General features: G+C 65.7%; 14 protein-coding genes. 2 read left to right on the top strand and 12 right to left on the bottom strand.

Annotation, left to right across the window (positions count from 1 at the left end):
* Nucleotides 1-2 precede the first annotated feature (2 nt).
* The gene (locus V9K84_RS11255) at nt 3-1,619 is read right to left on the bottom strand and encodes an inorganic phosphate transporter (RefSeq protein WP_078481067.1); all 1,617 of its coding nucleotides are present in this window, start codon (nt 1,617-1,619) and stop codon (nt 3-5) included.
* A gap of 138 nt (nt 1,620-1,757) precedes the next feature.
* On the opposite strand from V9K84_RS11255, the gene V9K84_RS11250 reads away from it, so the two are divergent.
* Nucleotides 1,758-2,165 (top strand): DUF488 family protein, encoded by a 408-nt coding sequence (locus tag V9K84_RS11250; RefSeq protein ID WP_054916493.1) that lies wholly within the window; start codon nt 1,758-1,760, stop codon nt 2,163-2,165.
* A gap of 122 nt (nt 2,166-2,287) precedes the next feature.
* Nucleotides 2,288-2,719, top strand: coding sequence for a GNAT family N-acetyltransferase (locus V9K84_RS11245; RefSeq protein ID WP_054916520.1), 432 nt, complete (start codon nt 2,288-2,290; stop codon nt 2,717-2,719).
* Here the strand turns inward: V9K84_RS11245 and V9K84_RS11240 are convergent.
* The 11 genes from V9K84_RS11240 to V9K84_RS11190 all read right to left on the bottom strand — a co-directional run bounded on the left by V9K84_RS11240 (nt 2,709) and on the right by V9K84_RS11190 (nt 17,069).
* Nucleotides 2,709-4,217, bottom strand: a complete 1,509-nt coding sequence (locus V9K84_RS11240; protein ID WP_255000040.1) for a right-handed parallel beta-helix repeat-containing protein — start codon at nt 4,215-4,217, stop codon at nt 2,709-2,711. The genes V9K84_RS11245 and V9K84_RS11240 overlap by 11 nt on opposite strands.
* Nucleotides 4,218-4,234: 17 nt before the next feature.
* Entirely contained in the window at nt 4,235-5,350 is a 1,116-nt protein-coding gene (locus tag V9K84_RS11235; protein ID WP_043860256.1) for a polysaccharide lyase, read from the bottom strand.
* Nucleotides 5,341-6,741 carry an alginate biosynthesis protein AlgX gene (locus V9K84_RS11230; RefSeq protein WP_058540405.1) on the bottom strand — a complete coding sequence of 467 codons (1,401 nt, stop codon included), beginning with the start codon at nt 6,739-6,741 and terminating at the stop codon, nt 5,341-5,343. The genes V9K84_RS11235 and V9K84_RS11230 overlap by 10 nt, the downstream gene beginning before the upstream one ends.
* Before the next feature lie 38 nt (nt 6,742-6,779).
* Nucleotides 6,780-7,424, bottom strand: coding sequence for an alginate O-acetyltransferase AlgF (locus V9K84_RS11225; protein WP_043860258.1), 645 nt, complete (start codon nt 7,422-7,424; stop codon nt 6,780-6,782).
* 11 nt (nt 7,425-7,435) lie between these two features.
* A complete protein-coding gene (locus V9K84_RS11220; RefSeq protein WP_338794343.1) occupies nt 7,436-8,530 on the bottom strand; it encodes an alginate O-acetyltransferase in 1,095 nt (364 codons plus the stop codon).
* A gap of 9 nt (nt 8,531-8,539) precedes the next feature.
* A complete protein-coding gene (locus V9K84_RS11215; RefSeq protein ID WP_043860260.1) occupies nt 8,540-9,967 on the bottom strand; it encodes an MBOAT family O-acyltransferase in 1,428 nt (475 codons plus the stop codon).
* A gap of 14 nt (nt 9,968-9,981) precedes the next feature.
* On the bottom strand, nt 9,982-11,436 hold the full coding sequence (locus V9K84_RS11210) for a hypothetical protein (RefSeq protein WP_058540403.1): 1,455 nt from the start codon (nt 11,434-11,436) through the stop codon (nt 9,982-9,984).
* Complete coding sequence (locus V9K84_RS11205) at nt 11,433-12,878, bottom strand: sel1 repeat family protein (RefSeq protein WP_088514860.1); 1,446 nt, start codon at nt 12,876-12,878, stop codon at nt 11,433-11,435. The genes V9K84_RS11210 and V9K84_RS11205 overlap by 4 nt, the downstream gene beginning before the upstream one ends.
* A gap of 11 nt (nt 12,879-12,889) precedes the next feature.
* On the bottom strand, nt 12,890-14,059 hold the full coding sequence (locus V9K84_RS11200; protein WP_088514859.1) for a PilZ domain-containing protein: 1,170 nt from the start codon (nt 14,057-14,059) through the stop codon (nt 12,890-12,892).
* 15 nt (nt 14,060-14,074) lie between these two features.
* Nucleotides 14,075-15,607, bottom strand: coding sequence for a glycosyltransferase (locus V9K84_RS11195; RefSeq protein ID WP_173925053.1), 1,533 nt, complete (start codon nt 15,605-15,607; stop codon nt 14,075-14,077).
* A 154-nt stretch (nt 15,608-15,761) separates the two neighbouring features.
* Nucleotides 15,762-17,069: a UDP-glucose/GDP-mannose dehydrogenase family protein gene (locus tag V9K84_RS11190; protein WP_088514858.1), complete on the bottom strand. Its 1,308-nt coding sequence runs from the start codon at nt 17,067-17,069 to the stop codon at nt 15,762-15,764.
* Nucleotides 17,070-17,342 lie beyond the last annotated feature (273 nt).

Raw genomic sequence — 17,342 nt, 5'->3', positions numbered from 1 at the left:
GCCTACAGCAGCCGGGTCAGCAGCCAGTACAGCCCGCCCGACAGCATGATCGCTGCGGGCAGGGTCAGTACCCAGGCCATCGCCAGGTTGGCGATGGTGCGCAATTGCAGGCCCGAACCGTTGGCCACCATGGTGCCGGCCACCCCGGACGACAGCACGTGGGTGGTCGACACCGGCAGCCCGTACATGTCCGCCGCACCGATGGTGCACATCGCCACCAGCTCCGCCGAAGCCCCCTGGGCGTAGGTGAGGTGGGTCTTGCCGATCTTTTCGCCCACCGTGACCACGATGCGCCGCCAGCCGACCATCGTGCCCAGCCCCAGGGCAATCGCCACCGCCACCTTGACCCACAACGGAATGAACCGGGTGGCGTCGTCGATGCGGCTCTTGAACAACTGCACCTGCGCGGTGGCGGCCGCGTCGAGCCCGCCGTGCTGGTGCTTTTGCATCAGGCGGATGGCTTCGCTGGTCAGGTACATGTCGTTGCGCACGTTGGCCATGGCCTCGGCCGGTACGTGGGTCAGCGAGCCGTAGCCTGCGACTTCCGCGCCGATCAGGCCGGCCAGTGCCGCCAGGGCCGGTACCAGCTCGGCGCTCGGTTGCCGCTCGCGCAGGTACAGGGTGAGGGTGGCGCGCGGGTCGCCGACATGAGGCTGCGCCGACTGGCCGAGCAACTGCTGCTGGGTGGCCTGGGCCACGGCGGCAAACTGCAGCGACTGGTCGGCCGGCATGGTGCGGTTCAGCGCGTAGGCCATCGGCAGGGTACCCACCAGAATCAGCATGATCAGGCCCATGCCCTTCTGCCCGTCGTTGGAGCCGTGGGCGAACGATACCCCGGTGCAGGTGGCGATCAGCAGGCCGCGAATCCACCAGGGCGGCGGGGCGTCGCCGACCGGCGCCTGGTACAGCTCGCGGCGCTTGACCAGCATGCGCAGGCCCACCAGCAGCAGCGCCGCACAGGCAAAGCCCACCAGGGGCGAGAACAGCAGCGCGTAGCCCACCTTGCTGGCCTGGGTCCAGTCCACGCCGCTGGTGCCGTCGCGCCCGTTCATCAGCGCATTGGCCACGCCCACGCCGATGATCGAGCCGATCAGGGTGTGCGAGGAGGAGGCCGGCAGCCCCAGCCACCAGGTGCCCAGGTTCCAGATGATCGCGGCCAGCAGCAGGGCGAAGACCATGGCAAAGCCGGTGGCCGAACCCACCTGCAGGATCAGCTCCACCGGCAGCAGGGCAATGATGCCGAAGGCCACCGCGCCGCTGGACAGCAGCACCCCGATGAAATTCCAGCACCCCGACCACACCACGGCGAACTGCGCCGGCAGCGAGTTGGTGTAGATCACGGTGGCCACGGCGTTGGCGGTGTCGTGGAAACCGTTGACGAATTCGAAACCCAGGGCAATCAGCAGTGCCAGGCCCAGCAGCAGGAAGGGCGTCCAGGTGGTGACCACGGTACCGGCGGCATCGATGTCGCGGAACAGGCTCCAGGCGGTGTACACCAGGCCCCCCAGCAACAGGCAGACGAACAGGGTGACGGAGGCGCGGCCGGGGCGGGTGGCCAGTTGTGCAAGGGAGGGGCGGCCACCCGCGGAGTCAAGGGTGGTGCTGATCGGGGTTGTCATTAGACGGGTCCGGTAGGGTGGAAGTCGTGCCTGGCGCATCAAGGATAAAAACCCTGAGTGATGGCATAGTGACTTCGATCAACAAAAACGCGGGTTGCCCAGCTACGCTTACACCCAGGCAGTGGGAGGAACGTGCCGATGATTCAGTGCAAACGGGCCTATGAGGCGCCTGCGCCGCAGGATGGCGAGCGGGTGCTGGTGGATCGGATGTGGCCGCGCAACCGGCGCAAGGATCAGTTGCACCTGAGTGCCTGGCTACCGGAGGTGGCGCCGTCGTCGGCGTTGCGCCAGGCCTTTCATCGCGGTGAGGTGGACTACGACGGGTTCTGCCAGCGGTATCGCCAGGAGCTGGCCGACCGGCCGCAGCATTGGTGGGGGCTGCTGGACAAGGCCCGTGGCGGCACCCTGACCCTGGTGTATGCGTTCAAGGATGAACAGCACAACAATGCGCGGGTGCTGGCCCAGTGGCTGGAGGATGAGCTGGATCGCCAGGGGCCCGGGAGTTCGCCGGTTTGCTATGCCGATGAGCTGGGGCCTAAAGTGTGACTCTCTGAATCTGTGCTACGGCCATCGCGGGTCAAGCCCGCTCCCACAAGGCCCCCGCCTTACCTGTGGCAGCGGGCTTGACCTGCGATGGCCGCGCCGAAAATCCCCTGACGGGCACCCAAATGACCCCAACCCTGACCCCCGCCACCGACCTGCACCGAACCTTCGCCCGCGACCTCACGCGCCGCGCCATGCTGGCGTACTACCGCGAATTCGACCTGCTCTGGCTGGAAGAAGCCTTCGACCAGGCCTGGGGCTGGCGCGAGCAATGGCTGATTGTCGACGCCGGACAGCCCCTGGGCTTCTGCAGCCTCAGCCAGGACAGCCGTGCGCTGTACATCCGCGAACTGCACCTGGTCGAGGCCGCCCGCGGCAAGGGCATCGGTGGCTGGGTGCTGGAGCAACTGGCCGAATGGGCCGGCAGGCGCCATCTGCCGCTGCTGCGCCTGACCGTGTTCAAGAGCAATCCGGCCCAGGCCCTGTACCTGCGCCACGGCTTCGTCGCGCAGGGTGAGGACGAATGCTTCGTGCGCATGCAGCGGGTTATCGGCTAGCACTCTGCACGCAGGTCAGCCCCGGCTGCGGGGTACCGGCGGCCACCCGGCGTACCTGCACCACGCAGCCCTGGCGCACGGTGGCGTCGAGCAACGGGCCCTGCACCGGCAGCAGGTCGCCGATCAGCAGGTTCTGCAGCAATGGCTTGCCCTCGAAACGGTTGCTGCCCAGCAGCACCTGGTCCATGCCTTCCACCCGAACCACCGCCTTGCCCACCCGGCCCAGGGTGTTGCCGCCCAGAATCAGCGGCCCGGCCAGCGGCTGGGTGTTGCGCAGGCTGATGGCGTACTCGGGGGTGTTGCCGATGTGGTTTTCCAGCATGACCGCGCCAGCCACGTCGCTGGCGTCCACCGCGCTGCCCTGGCTGTTGCCGATGAAGTTGCCTTCGATCAGCACCGGCATCTCGCCCTTGAGGTTGCGCAGCAGCACGCCGTTGCCGCGGCTGGCGCCGATGCGGTTGCCGCTCAGCAGCAGGGCGCCTTGCTGGTCGCTGACCTCGATGGCGGCCTTGTGCGTGCCCAGGATCAGGTTGTCGTCGAGCCAGGCGCGGGTCTGCCCGCGCAGGCGGATGCCGCTGTTGTTGTCGACCCCGCGAATCTGGTTGTGCGCCATGCGCATCTGGCTGTCGCGCACGTCCACGCCATACTGCTGGGCACTTTCGAAGCGGCTTCCCTCGATCACCCCACGGCTGTGCTGCAGCTCCACCGCCGACAGCTCGCTGAACTGGCTGTCGCGTATCAGCACGCTGGCCGGCCGGGTGGCCGGCGATTGCTGGCTGCTCAGGGCAGTGGTCAGGCCCCGTGACAGGTTGGCGTTGTAGCCCAGGCGGTTGAGGGTGGCGCCGATCAGCTGGGTATGGCTGCCGGCCCAGGCCACCACGAACGGGCGCCAGGCGCGCTCGGTGTTGCCGGCCTTGTCGCCGGCCACGCTTTCCAGGCGCGACTGGTTCAGGCCCAGCCAGCCCTGGTTGATCAGGGCCGTGCCCGAATAGCTGTAGAGGTACAGGCTGGTGCCCTCCAGCACCAGCCCGCCATCGGCGGCGATCATCAGCGGGTAGCTGAGCAGGTAGCCGTCCTTGTAGCGCTTGAGTACCTGCGGGTTGTTCAGGGTGTCGGCCAACTGCGCCAGGGTGATGCTGCCACCCTGGATCAGCACCGCCTGCGGGTGGTGCGCCTGGTAGCCGGCCACGGCGCGGAACAGGCCGTTGTTGACGAACGGCTCGAACGGCCAGCTGCCGCCCTGGGCCGAGAACATCGGTTGCAGGCTGACAGTGGCACGCCCGCCGGGGCGCGGGCGTTCCTGCAGGGTGAAGCTCACCGCTTCGCGGGTGCTGGCCTGCACCTGTTGCACCTGCGCCTGGTAGTCGTTGGGGCTGACCACGCGCAGTGCCTGCTGCATCGGCAGGCCCTGGGGGGCGGCGTGGGCCACGCCGGCGAGGCCGGCCAGCAGCAGGCCGGCCAGTCGGGTAAAGCGGAAAATGCGGGCAGGCTGGGCCATGGCGATTCGTCCTTGGTTTACGGCAAAGGGGGGTAGAAGGGCTTGAGCGGGCCGCCGATCTGACTGTAGTTGTCGACGTTGCCGTCCTCGCTTTCGTACAGCTGGCGGGCCAGGCGGTTGTTGGGCGCGCGGTACAGGAACGGGATCAGCCAGGCCAGCTTGTAGGGGGCTACCTCGGTCTGGGCCTGGCCCATCAGTTCGGGCAGCGGGCCGGGGTCGAGCACCGTGCGTGCGGCGAAGTTGCCCAGCAGCTCCAGGGTCTGCTGGTCGTGTTCGCTCCAGGGCAGGCCATTGGCCCGCGCCGACTCGGCCAGCAGCACCAGCGGCACCAGCGCGTACTGGCTGTAGGTGGCGGCAAGCCGGGCACGCGCCACTTCCAGCGGCAGGTAGGCATAGCTGCCGTCCCCGCTGCGCACCGCCTGCTGCAGGCCGCGACGCAGATTGCCGTCGGCCCAGCGGATGAAGTCGTCGCGCTGCACCAGCATGCCGCTGGCGGCCACGGCCCAGGCGGCCCAGTAGTCGTGGTTGTTGAACCAGGTGAAGCTGGCGGCCTGGCGTGGCTGGTACTCGCGGATGATCAGTTCGCCGAGCTGTTCGAACCAGCGCGTCTGGGCCGGCGACAGCTGCACCTGGCCGTTGCTGGCGGCCTGGGTCAGCAGCAGCGTCGAGGCCATGGCCGCCACCGCCCACTTGCGCGCCGCCATGCCGGTGCTGCTGGCATCCGGGTTGAGCAGGGCACCGGCCTGCGCCCAGTGCTCCAGCCACTGGTCCTGGCAGGCCAGGGCCATGTTGGCCTGCTGCGGGGTCTTGGCGCGCTGGAAGCGCTTGCTGGCGAAGATCAGCCCGGCGATGAACTGCTTGACCTGCTTGCTCGCCGCCTCGGTGTCGGCATCGGGGCGGCTGCGCAGGGTCGACTTGCTGGCATCGCGCTGGTCGTACTTGCTCTGCATGCGCAGGCTGGCGGTGTACGGTGGCGGCGGCTGTTTGCTGCACTGCAGGGTGCGGTAGTCGGCGATCATCGCCGACTGGGCGGTGGCCCGCGCCGGCCAGATCGATTGCGCGGCCAGGCTGCTGCCCAGCTGCAACCCGGCGCACAGGCCCAGGGTGGCGACCAGCCAGGGCTTCAGAGGCATAGACGGGTTTCCACCTGGGTGGCGGCCTGGCTCGGCTTGGTCGGTTCGAGGAACACCGAGAGCAGGTTGGCCCCGGCGAACTCCTTGGCCTTGCTCAGCTCCAGGTAGTACTGGCCACCGCTGACGGCCGCCTCGCGGCGAAACCACACCTTGTCGCGGGCACCGTTGTCGTAATACACGATCACGTAGAAGTCCTTGACGTTCTTGTCGCTGATGCGGATGTCCAGAAAGCCCTGGCCGCTGCCCAGTGCCTTGCGACTTTCGCCGGCGTTGCTCAGCAGTTCGATGCGGTCGTTGACGCGCAGCGCCGGGCGCTGCAGGCGGTTGCCCAGCACCGGTGTGGAGGTGCTGCAACCGCCCTTGACCGCCGGAATCAGCTGGCGGTACATCTGGTCGGACTCCAGCTGGTAGTTGGCCGGCAGCTCCCAGATGATCAGTCTGGGCGGTGCGTCGGGCTTGTAGTTCTCGGACAGCAGGTATTCGAGCAGCGAGCCGTCCTGGCCAACGCCGGGCAGGGCGTAGTTGAGGATGTCGACATCCAGGTACTGCTTGAGGTAGCCGTCGAAGTTGAACTGCTTGCTCTCGTCCTCACGGGCTGCGGCGTTACTGTCGCCCACCAGGATCACCTGCGGGTCGGGGGCTTCGTCGAACAGTGCGTCGGCATCGTCGGCCACCGGGATGGTCTGGTAGCCGCGCACATACTGGAAGCCGTAGTTGTTGCCGCAGATGCTGCTCATCGCCAGGTTCATGGTGCCGTCCTTGGGTACCATCACGCCGGGCTCGGTGCGGTAGTGCTTCTTGGTCAGGTCGGCATAGAACGGCTGGCGGCGCACCTCATCGGCCACCAGGCGTGCGGTGGCCTCGGCACCGCTGGGGGTCCAGTGGTGGTCGCGGCGAAAGAAGTACTCGCCCGCCGGCGGGGTGCGCACCAGTTGCATCAGGTCGGGCACCACCGCGCCGCCGCTGCGCAGCTGCTGCAGGTAGCTGGCCAGGTTGTTGCTGGCGCGCTCGAAGTCGAACCCGTGCAACTGCCCGGGGTAGAGCTTGTCGCGGTGCATCAGCCCACGGGTGGGCTGCACGGCCATGGCCACGTGGATACCCTGCTGGCGGAACGCGGCCATCAGGCGCGCGAACTCCGGGCGCATGGGCGCGGGGATGCCGAAGTCGTTGGTCAGGTCGACGGCCGAACGGAACAGCCAGCGGTCCTTGCCCGGGACGATCTCGCGCATCAGTTTCATCCGCCCTTCGGCGTATTTCTGCGGATCGCTCAGGGCCGGGCAGACCATGCACTCAAGGCTGGTGCAGCCGGTGCTGGGCGCCTCGGCGGCCTGGCCGGCCTGGCTGGCGGCAGCGAGTACGGCCATCAGGCCGAGGGAGGTAAGGATCTTCATGCGCGGTTCATCATCCTGTGTTCAAGGCCAGCCTGCGGTTACAGCGTGGGGTCGATGCTGTTGGCCACGCTGATGCTCTTGTAGCCATTGGCGGCGGGCAGCAGCACGTAGCTGTACGAGCGGCCTTTCTTGAGGAACAGGTCGTCGAACTGGGCGACGTTGCGCTGATCGACATAGGCGGCGAAGCCGATCTTGATTTCGTTGACCAGGCGGCTGCCGGTCTGGTCCTTGCCCAGCGGGTCGATGACCGAGGTCTTGCCGTCGGAGGTCTTGAGGGCGGCCTGCGCGGGGGTCAGGTTGTAGAAGGCGATCTGGGCCTTTTTCGGTTCGTTGACGTATTTGTCGGCGATCAGGGTCAAGCCCTTGCCGTCATACACCACGGTGCTGGCGGCGTTGGCCTTGAGCTGCGGCTCGATGGCCTGCTTGTCGACCGCGATCTTGTGGCTGCCGGCAGGGGTGAAGCGGTAGCCGCTGAGCTGGCCGGGGGCGACCTTCTGGGGGTTGACCTTGCCGCTCAGGGTCACGTCGATGCTGCGATCGCTCAGGTTGAGCACGCGCACGAAGGCCGAGTCGGCCGGGGCCACGGCGTCGTAGAGGTCGGCATTGCCGTCGTTGGCGAGGCTGGCGGTGCTGACCAGCAGCAGGGCGGTGGCGGCGAGCAGTTGGCGTGGCGAACGGGTCATGGTGTATCTCCTTAGAAGTGTTGGGTCTGGTTCATCTGACGCTGGCCGCTGACCCGATGGGCCAGCAGGGTGCGCAGCGGGAATTCCCAGACCACGGTGTCGATGTCAGGGTTGCCCAGCTCATCGCTGGCCAGAAACTGGTTCATTGCCTCGAACGGCCCGCGGGCCTCCACGGCAATGCTCAGCAGGTCACGGTTGAGGGCTTCCTTGAGAAAACCGACGAAGTTCCAGTCGTCGATCTTGCTGTAGCTGGTACCTACCAGCAGCAGGCTTTGGGCCTGGTCGGCGAACAGCTCATCGCTGCTCTGTTCGGCCTTCAGGGTTTCGTACACGGCGATCTGGTTGGCGCCAAAGTCCGGCATCAGCCGGCTCTGGTCGAACTGGATGTAGTTCATCAGGTCGCCGTTGACGGTCTTTTGCGCGACCTGGTGCGACACATAGCGCTCCTGGCCCAGCAGCTCCGGGTGCTGGCGCGCCAGTTCGAAGGCGGCCAGGCGTGCGCCATCGGGGCTCCAGTGGGTGTCGGACTTGAGAAACAGCGGTGGGCCGCCGAGGTTGTCCAGAAACGCCGAGCGCAGCGGCGTCACCGTGACGTTGCGTGCCTGCAGCTGCGCCACGAAGCGGTCGTACAGGCTGATGGCGCGCGGATCGAACGGGTGCTCGGCATGCGCGGCATAGATGTCCAGCTTCATCGGCAACGGCAGCAGCACCAGGCGCTTGCCGTGCTGCGCCAGTTGCGCCTGCACGACGTCGATCTGTGCCAGCTGGCCTTGCAGGTTGGCCTCCAGGTCATTGGGCACACGGTATTCCTGGGAGGTATAGAGCCAGCCGTCCTTGCCCAGTACCACGCCCTTGGTGCCCTCCCTGAACAGCAGGTACTGCGCGTCGGCCCACAGCTGCACCGAGGGCTCGCGCAGGAAGAAGCGCTTGTCGTAGGCCTGCTCGAACTTGCGCAGCAGCTTGCCGTCGACGAACAGGTTCCAGGCGTCACTCTGGTTTTTCGCGAAACTGAAAACCGGCGGCAGGGAGTAGACGAACATCCCCGCCAGCACCAGGCAGAACAGAATGCCGTTGACCTTGCTTGCCGAGTTCATCACCGGGTACATGACAGTCTCCTAGAACTGGAAGTAGAGGAAGGGGGAGAACGAGTGCGCAGCCAGGCTGCTCAGCGCCAGCGCGAAGCCGGCCCACAGCAGCACGGCCTTGAGCCCGCCGACATGGGCCATGAAGAAGTGCTGCTTGTTGCCGGCGTAGTAGCGCACGTTGTTGCTGCCGGCCAGGATCAGCCAGCACAGCGCCACCGCCACGAACGACATGGCCATCTTCGAGGCGCCCAGCACGTAGAGCTCCAGCGAGCCCAGACCGTTGAAGCCGAACAGCGCCTGGTAGATGTCCAGGCTGTGGCGCAGGTCGTTGGTGAAGAACAGCGGCATGCTCAGGATGATCAGCAACCCGGTGCGCAGGTTGCGCCCCAGGCGGTACGGCGTGGTGACCTTGGTGGCCAGGTTGAACTTGCGCTCGATCACCATGCCCAGGCCGAAGAACAGCCCCCAGCAGATGAAGGCGAAGCTTGCGCCGTGCCACAGCCCCGACAGCAGCATGGTGTACACCAGCGCCGGCATGGCCCCGGCGATGCGCTTGCGCACCAGCGGCATGTACACGTAGTCGCGCAGAAAGTGCGCCAGGGTCATGTGCCAGCGGCTCCAGAACTCGGTGATGCTCTGCGAGACGTAGGGCTGGTTGAAGTTCTCCGGGAAGCGAAAGCCCATCATCAGCGCCAGGCCCAGGGCCATGTGGCTGTAGCCGGCGAAGTCGAAGTACAGCTGCAGGGTCGACACCACCAGGCCGAACCAGGCATCGCTCAGCTGCAGGCTGCCCTCGCTGATGAACAGCACGTTGATCGGCGCCAGCTGGTCGGCGATCAGCACCTTCATGATGAAACCGAGCATGAACCGGCATACCCCCAGCGAGAACATCTCCAGCGAGTGGGTACGCTGGCGCAGCTGCGGGGCCAGTTGGCTGTAGCGCAGGATCGGGCCGGCCACCAGGTGCGGGAACAGCGCGACGAATGCGGCGAAGTCGATGAAGTTGTTGGTGGGCGTGGCGTCCTTGCGGTAGATGTCGACGATATAGCTCAGGGCATGGAACACGTAGAACGAGATGCCCAGCGGCAGGAAGATCGTCTCCAGGGTGAAGGTGTTGATGCCCAGCGGCGCCAGCAGTGCGCCCAGCACCTCGGCGCCGAAGTTGGCGTACTTGAAATAGCCCAGGGTCGACAGGTTGCCGATGATGCCGATCCACAGCAGGCGGAACGCCCAGCGCTTGTCGCCGGCGTCTAGGCGCGCCTTGATGCGCAGGCCGAACCAGTAGTTCCAGTAGGTGATGCCGACGAACAGCAGCAGGAAGTCCGGGCGCCACCAGGCATAGAAGATGTAGCTGGCGGCGACGATCACCGTGGAGCGCCACGGCGCACGCGCCAGGAAGTACACCGCCAGGAACAGCGGCAGGTAGAGGAACAGGAACACGTTTGAGGCGAAAATCATCGCGGGGCCCGCCCTTAGTAACTGATCACGACGCCGACCGTCAGCTGGTAGTCGTCACCGGTATCCAGCGCGTTGCCGGCATTGAGGTAGCTGGCGCTGACCAGGGTGTTGACGTCCAGGTGCTTGCCGTCGAGGGCGACCGGAAACATCTTCCAGTAGTAGTTGAGGTCGAGCATCTGCCCCACGTGCTTGCCGTTGCCGTTGCTGCCCTGGGCGATGGCCTGGTTGCGCGCGCTGCGTTGGTCGCCGTCGACGCGGATCGGCAGGGTGCCACTGGCATCGCGCAGCTTGAGTTCGGTGAGGCGAAAATCCAGGGCGCTGCGCGGCGTGGGCCGGGTTTCCACGGCAAAGCCGTAGTAGCTCAGGTTGCGCAGGTCGAGGCTGACGAACGAGCTGGCCAGGCGGGTGCTGTAGGAGCCCTGGCGGGTGATGCGGTCGGACTGGATGGTGTTGAGACGAAAGCCGTCGTTCTCGTTGCTCGGCTTGTCGGTCAGCCCGCCGCGCAAGGCCAGGCGCGGGGTCCAGGGCAGGTCGTCGAAGCGTTTGCCGATCTCGCCCAGCGCCGCCCAGCCGCTGGCGTTGTGGCCGGTGGTGGTCAGGCCGTTGCCGTCGGTGTTGTCGACCTTGCCGTCGAGTGCGGCCAGCTCCAGGTGGTAGTCGCTGAACAGCGGGCTGACCTGCAGGTTGTCGGCCTTGAAGAACAGCCCGTAGCGCATGCCGGTGAAGTCGTAGCGGTCACGCGGGTCGTGCCCGCTGTGGTCGTCTTCGTACATCAGGCGCGTGCCGGCCCAGTTGTTCTCGCTCCAGCGGTAGGCGTACTCGCCCATCAGGTAGGTGGTGCGTTCTTCGCTGTCGGCCAGGCGGTTGACGTCGCTGTTGTAGTTGTAGAACTTCTGCGCCACGGCGAAGAAGCCCTTGGCGAAGGTGTCCTTGTAGTCGAAACGCAGCGATTCGATGCTGTCGTCCCACCAGATGCCGTAGTCGTCGGCAAAGCGCTGGCGTCCGGCCGACAGCGAGAAGCGTGGGTCGTCGCCCAGCAGGTTGCGCTTGACGTACAGCTCGCGCAGCTCGGCGTACCAGCCTTCGGGCTGCTCGCGGTCGAAGGCGTTGGTGCTTTCGTTCTGGCTGTTGGCCGTCTGGCTGGAGTCGTAGTTGAGCCACAGGCGACCGTAGACCATCCACTTGGCCCAGCGTTTTTCCGGTGAGTACCAGGCGAACGAGGGTTCGTAGCGCAGGCTGTAGAAGCTCTCGCGGCTGCGCCCCACCTGGGAGTCTTCGGGGCCGTAGCCGGTCTGCACGGTGAGCTTGTTGAAGAATTCGGAGGTGATCACCGGCGTGCTGGCGTCGGCGTCTACCCGCACCGGCTCGCTGCTGTCGGCCTCGGGGCCGGTGATTTCTTCGGCGGCGAACGCGGTGTACAGCGGCGCGAGCATGAGCAGGGCGCCAAACAGGGACGGATGCGCTTTCACAGGGTGGTCTCCTTGAGCAGGTCATTGCGTGCCGCCATGGCGCGCTCGATGTCAGCCGTTTTCAGGGTTTTGTCCAGGCGCTTGAGCAGCCCGCGGGCGCGGCGCTCGCCCAGGTCCAGGGCAAGGCGCGCGTAGGTGTAGGCCTTGACCGGGTCGTGGCAGATGGCGCGGCCGCTCGCGTAGATGGTCGCCATGCGGTACCAGGCGGCAGTGGCGCCGCGCTCGGCCTGTTCCTGGTAGATCGCCAGGGCACGCTCCTGGTCGGGCTGGTCGAGGCCGCCCTTGCTGTACAGGTCGGCCAGCAGCAGGTGCGCGTCGCGAAAGTTGCTGGCGATCAGTTCGTCGATCAGCACCTGGGCCTTTTGCGGGTCCAGGGTCAGCCAGTTGGTGACCATGTACAGCGAGGCATTGAGCGCCTTGGCCCGGGTCGGGTCCTTGGCCTGCACCTGGGCAATCAGCGCCTGTACCTGGTCGGCGTTGTGCTCGGTGGGGTTGGAGATCATGAAGTTGGCCTTGGACACCAGCGCCGGCACGAAACCGCGCTGCGCGGCGTTGTCGAACCAGCGCTGGACCTCGGCCATGGCGGCCGCCCATTCATCGGCCAGGGCCTTTGCACGGGCCTGCTGTTCGGGGGTGGGCGCGGGCCTTGGGGCACCCATGGCGTTGCCCAGCTGCTCATCCTGTTCGGCCTGCTGGTCGGCACGCTGCACGGTGCTGATGGTGTCGAGCAACGAGCCGATACGGTGCACGATCTCCACCGGCAACTGCGCCATCCGGGGCTCCAGGGTGCGGGCGAAGGCGGGGAACGCGGTGTCCTGGCGCTCGCCGAGGAAGGCGTAGTAGCGGTCGACGCCACGCGGGTCGACGCGTACCGCCTGCTGGTACCAGTGCTCGGCAGCGGCGCGGTCGCCCTGGCGCTCGGCGACTACCGCGCGATACAGCTCGGGGTGGCAGTCGAGCAGGCAGGACTGCTCGTACAGCGCCAGCAACTGCGCGGCCTCGGCGGTGGGCACCAGGTCCGGGTAGGTCAGGAACACTTCCAGCGTGGCATTGGTGTTGCGCGGGTCGAGGGTGGCCGGGTAGCGGGTCAGCGCCTGGGCCACCCAGGCGCGCTGCTGCTGGCGCAGGCCGGGGCTGCGGTCAAGCAGGCGGGCCAGCGAGGCCAGCGCCGGCACCAGGCCGCGACCCTCGGCAAACGCTTCCTGGTACAGGCGGATCGCCTCCTGGCGGTTGGCGCTGTCGCTGCTGGCCAGCACATCGCCCAGCAACTGCTTGGACGCCAGGTCACCGCGCTCGGCGAGCACGCGCAAATCGGCGCTCACATCGGCTTGCGGGTCCTTGAACAGCGCGTAGCGGATCTGCTCCAGGCTTTGCCCGGCAAGGGCAGGGCCGGTGCAGGCGAGGGCGGTGAACAGCAGCCAGGCGGGCGTCATCGGTTTCATCTGGGGGCCCTTCAGCGCGACAGCGACGGCAAGGCCGGCAGGCCCAGGTACAGGTCCACCGCCACCGGTTTCTGGTAGGCCGCCAGTGGCAGCGGACGGTCCGGCCGGATGGTCAGGGCGAGGTTCTTGTTCAGTGTGTCGACCCGCGAGTCCACCACGGTGCCGCCGAAGCGTTCTTCCAGGCCGAACACCTGCAGGTCCACGGATCTGACCCGGCTGATGTCGCTCAGCTTGTCGAACGGCACGTTGGCGCTGACGTACAGCGGCTGGTCCTTGGGCAGCAGGTGCAGCAGTGGCGCCTGCTTGTAGCCGTAGCCGTTCATGGGCGTGCTGGGGAAGTACACCTGGCAGTCGCACGGGCTGTTGATCACGGTCTCGATGGTGGCGCGCCCCAGCAGGGTCTGCAGGTCGCCGGGCGCGAGGTCGGCCAGCGCCTTCATGTCGGCCGGGCTGGTGAAGCTGGTGGCCAGCTGGGTGGAGATGTTGGCCAGCGGCTCGCCGGCCTTGACCTCGCTCTGCCCAGGCTGCAGCAGGAACTTCACGTAGCCGTTGTCGGGCATGCTGATGATCTGCGCATCGGCACTGACCTGGGCCTGCACGGCCGGAATGCGGAAGAACAGCAGGTAGCTCTTGTAGGCCACGAAGCTCAGCGCGGCGATACCGGCGGCGGTGAACAGCAGGGTGCCGCCGATGGCGCGCAGGCGATCGCCTGCATTGCGTGCGCTGGCGTACTTGTGCTTGCGCTCCTTGATGTAGTTCTCGCGCTGCATCACGTTGAACAGGCCGTTGACGTCGGCAATTTCGCCCGACAGGTAGGCGCTGATGATGTAGCGCAGGATGTCGCGCTTCTGGGCGTCGAGGTCGACGAACTGCGCGCCGACTTCGGCGCCGCGCTGCGAGACGATCTTGATCTGGCTGTCGATGTTCAGGTCGACCTGGTTCAGGCGCAGCTGGATCGAGGCGGTGTACAGGCTGCCGATCTTCAGCGGGGCGCTGTGCACCAGGCCCAGGCCGCCCAGGGAGATGTCCTGCAGGGTGCTGTCGATGGGCGCCTGGCCGGGGGCGCTGAGCCTGACTCGGGCATTGAGCTTGGTGCGCACGTACTGGCGTTCGTCGATGGCCTCGTGGACCACGTTGGCTGCAGTGGTGCCGGGGGCTGCTGGGATGTTCGAGCTACTCATGGCAGGCGCCTTTCCTTAACGTTGCGTGAGTTCGAGAAGTACCGAGATGGCACCGAAGAAAATCGCGATGGATGAAAACAGCATCGCCTTCGATGACCAGCGGTTCAGGGCCGTGTCGAAATCGACAGTGCCGTTGCTTAGCGTGGTTTTTTGCCGGGTCCAGCTCTGCTGGTCCATGTGGAACAGTGCGTACACCTTCATCAGCGAGCCCACGATCTGGTTGTAATAGAGAACGAACGGGTACACCGGGCTGACCGGGTGACCGGCGAACAGGAACAGCACCGTCACCAGGCTGCGCGAGAGCAGTACCCAGAACAGGTACACCAGCAGGTACTCGATGCCGAACACCACGCCGGCCACTACCGAGGCGGTCAGGCCCATCAGACAGGTCCACATCGAGACGCGCTGGTCGAGCAGCACGTACAGGGTGAACAGGCCCAGGCGGGCGCGGCCCAGCAGGTGGGTGGCGCGAAAGTTCTGGCGCAGCGAGTTGCCGTACCAGCGGAACATCAGCTGGCGAGTGGCGCGCCAGAAGCTGTTGTCTGGTGGATGCTCCACGGTCAGGGTGTTGCTGTCGGGCACGTAGAAGGTGTCCCAGCCGGCGCGCATCAGGCTCAGCCACGAGGACTTGTCGTCGCCGGTGAGAAACTGGAAGCGGCCCAGGCGCCAGTGTTCGAGAAAGTCGGCTTCCACGTCGCGGATGAATTCGGGGTCGGTCATCACGCTGGCGCGAAAGAACGACAGCCGGCCGGTCAGGGTCAGCACCCGGTGCGACAGGGCCATCGAGCACATGTTGATGTGCCGCTGCACGAAGCGCATCGAGTGCCACTGGCGCATCAGCGGGCTGCCTTCGACCTCGCAGAACTCGTTGGTGGTCAGGCCACCGACATTGGGCAGGTAGGCGAACAGCTTGACCGCGCGCTCGACGCAGCCGGGCAGCATCATGGTGTCGCCGTCGACCACGCCGACCACCGCGTCCTGCAGCGGCATCTGCCGCGACAGGGCACGGAAGGCATGGGCCAGGCCGTCACGCTTGCCGGTGCCACGGGCGCGCACGATCACCAGCTTGATGTCGTCGCGATCGACCACCTCGTTGCGCATGATGGTCTTGATGAACTGCTCGTCGCCTTTTTCCACGATCGAGGCGATCACCGTGCACGGCACGTTCAGCCGCTGCACTTCCTGGAATACCGACTGGTACACCTTGAAGGTGGTGTGGGTGGGGATGCGAAAGCTGGTCACCACCATGAACATGTGCGAGGGCAGGGCATCGTCGCCCATCCGTTCGACCGCCTTGCGGATGCGCGGGAACTTCCAGTGCAGGAAGTACATGCCGCGGATGTAGTGGACGATGGCATTGCCGTAGCGCCACATGCCCAGGGTACCGATGATGAAGATGAACGTGTGGTGGCTGGGGTCCAGGTACTGCGGCGCGATCATCTGCGACGCCAGCGCGACCAGGCCGAACAGGCAGGCCCAGGCACAGAAGCTGGCGCCTGCCTGCAGGTAGCCGGGTCGGCCCTCGGGCCGCTGTTGCTGTGGTTTCATGGTGCCGTTTCTCCTTGGTACGGGCAGCGCGCACCCGGCCGTTCACGCACATGAGGTTCGCCGGCGCTCCGAAGGAGGCGGCACTCAGGCAGGTAAACAGTCGGGTGACGCGTGGAGTCGAACGCCTTGGGCTCTCTTGACGGAGCCTGTGGCCTTACCAGCAGATCCCTTCCTGGGTGGCGTTGCTGGCGTTGGGCATGAAACCGACCAGGTCGACGATCTGCTTGTCGCCATTGCCTTCCAGGGCCTGGGCGAAACGCGGGTCGTTGTTGCCCAGCACGATGATCTCGGCGCCGTCGATCACCTGGGCGAGGTCGTTGCACAGCAGCGACGACACGTGCGGGATCTTCGACTCGATGTAGTCGCGGTTGGCGCCGAACACCCGGGCATACTCGACGTTGGCGTCGAAGATGCGCAGCTCGTAGCCCTTGCCGATCAGCATTTCGGCCAGCTCCACCAGCGGGCTTTCGCGCAGGTCGTCGCTGCCGGCCTTGAAGCTCAGCCCCAGCAGGCCGATACGGCGCTTGTTGAAACCGCTGACCAGGTCGAAGGCGTTCTGCACCTGGCTGCGGTTGCTGGACATGATCGAGGCCAGCAGCGGGTGCTCGACGTCCAGCTGGCCGGCGCGGTAGGTGAGGGCGCGCACGTCCTTGGGCAGGCACGAGCCGCCGAAGGCAAAGCCGGGGCGCAGGTAGTAGCGCGACAGATTGAGCTTGTGGTCCTGGCACACCACGTCCATCACCTCGCGTCCGTCCACCCCGGAGGCCTTGGCGATGTTGCCGATCTCGTTGGCGAAGCTCACCTTGGTGGCGTGCCACACGTTGCAGGTGTACTTGATCATCTCGGCCACTTCGATCGACTTGCGGATCACCGGGGCGTCCAGGCCCTCGTACAGCGATTGCAGGATGTCGCCCGACTGGGTGTCGAGTTCGCCGATCACGGTCATGGCCGGGAAGTCGTAGTCCTTGATGGCCGTGCTTTCACGCAGGAACTCGGGGTTGACCGCCACGCCGAAATCGACGCCGGCCTTCTTGCCCGAGGCTTGCTCGAGCAGCGGGATGACCACGTTGTTGACCGTGCCTGGCAGCACGGTGCTGCGCACCACCACGGTGTGACGGCCAGCCTTGTCACGCAGGGCTTCGCCGATCTGGCGGCATACGGCCTCCATGTACACCAGGTCGAGGTCGCCGTTCTTCTTGCTGGGCGTGCCCACGCACAGCAGCGACAGTTCGGTGTCGAGCACGGCGCGTTGTACGTCGGTGGTGCCGTACAGGCGCCCTTGCTGCACGGCCTGTTGCAACAGCTGCTCGAGCCCCGGCTCGACGATGGGCGACTTGCCCTGGTTGATCATGTCGATCTTGGCCGGGGAGATATCCACCCCCACCACATTGTGGCCACGTGCCGAGAGGCACCCGGCGCACACGGCACCTACATATCCGAGCCCGAAAATACTGATGTTCATAGAGATCCCTTTAGCACTGTTCGCCTGAGCGAACCCTTGTGTAGTTGATAAATGTTCAGGCGGCAGGCGCAAACTGAAACGCGGCGAACGTTGATGTTCGTCGGCGGCTTATCTCTCTTTTTTTCATCCTATAGCGTTTAATTTTGGAACGGCAACACTTCATATCAAATTAACTAGAAAAAAATATAGTTTGTTTTGTGAAAGTTAAAAAACCGTTTAAAAACAATGACATATAGTTTGTAGAAAGTTCGACGTCAAAAAATTGATATGTGT

The organism is Pseudomonas sp. AE27 (genome assembly GCF_037113495.1).
GTDB lineage: Bacteria > Pseudomonadota > Gammaproteobacteria > Pseudomonadales > Pseudomonadaceae > Aquipseudomonas > Aquipseudomonas palmensis.
Note: the sequence above shows the minus strand (reverse complement) of the source record. Positions and strands in the feature narration are given on the sequence as shown.

Coding starts and splice junctions, on each gene's coding strand:
- V9K84_RS11220 (WP_338794343.1), bottom strand. CDS start 8,530: ATGTACCCGGTGATGAACTCGGCAAGCAAGGTCAACGGCATTCTGTTC.
- V9K84_RS11230 (WP_058540405.1), bottom strand. CDS start 6,741: ATGAAGATCCTTACCTCCCTCGGCCTGATGGCCGTACTCGCTGCCGCC.
- V9K84_RS11205 (WP_088514860.1), bottom strand. CDS start 12,878: ATGAAACCGATGACGCCCGCCTGGCTGCTGTTCACCGCCCTCGCCTGC.
- V9K84_RS11225 (WP_043860258.1), bottom strand. CDS start 7,424: ATGACCCGTTCGCCACGCCAACTGCTCGCCGCCACCGCCCTGCTGCTG.
- V9K84_RS11250 (WP_054916493.1), top strand. CDS start 1,758: ATGATTCAGTGCAAACGGGCCTATGAGGCGCCTGCGCCGCAGGATGGC.
- V9K84_RS11195 (WP_173925053.1), bottom strand. CDS start 15,607: ATGAAACCACAGCAACAGCGGCCCGAGGGCCGACCCGGCTACCTGCAG.
- V9K84_RS11235 (WP_043860256.1), bottom strand. CDS start 5,350: ATGCCTCTGAAGCCCTGGCTGGTCGCCACCCTGGGCCTGTGCGCCGGG.
- V9K84_RS11190 (WP_088514858.1), bottom strand. CDS start 17,069: ATGAACATCAGTATTTTCGGGCTCGGATATGTAGGTGCCGTGTGCGCC.
- V9K84_RS11245 (WP_054916520.1), top strand. CDS start 2,288: ATGACCCCAACCCTGACCCCCGCCACCGACCTGCACCGAACCTTCGCC.
- V9K84_RS11200 (WP_088514859.1), bottom strand. CDS start 14,059: ATGAGTAGCTCGAACATCCCAGCAGCCCCCGGCACCACTGCAGCCAAC.
- V9K84_RS11215 (WP_043860260.1), bottom strand. CDS start 9,967: ATGATTTTCGCCTCAAACGTGTTCCTGTTCCTCTACCTGCCGCTGTTC.
- V9K84_RS11240 (WP_255000040.1), bottom strand. CDS start 4,217: ATGGCCCAGCCTGCCCGCATTTTCCGCTTTACCCGACTGGCCGGCCTG.
- V9K84_RS11255 (WP_078481067.1), bottom strand. CDS start 1,619: ATGACAACCCCGATCAGCACCACCCTTGACTCCGCGGGTGGCCGCCCC.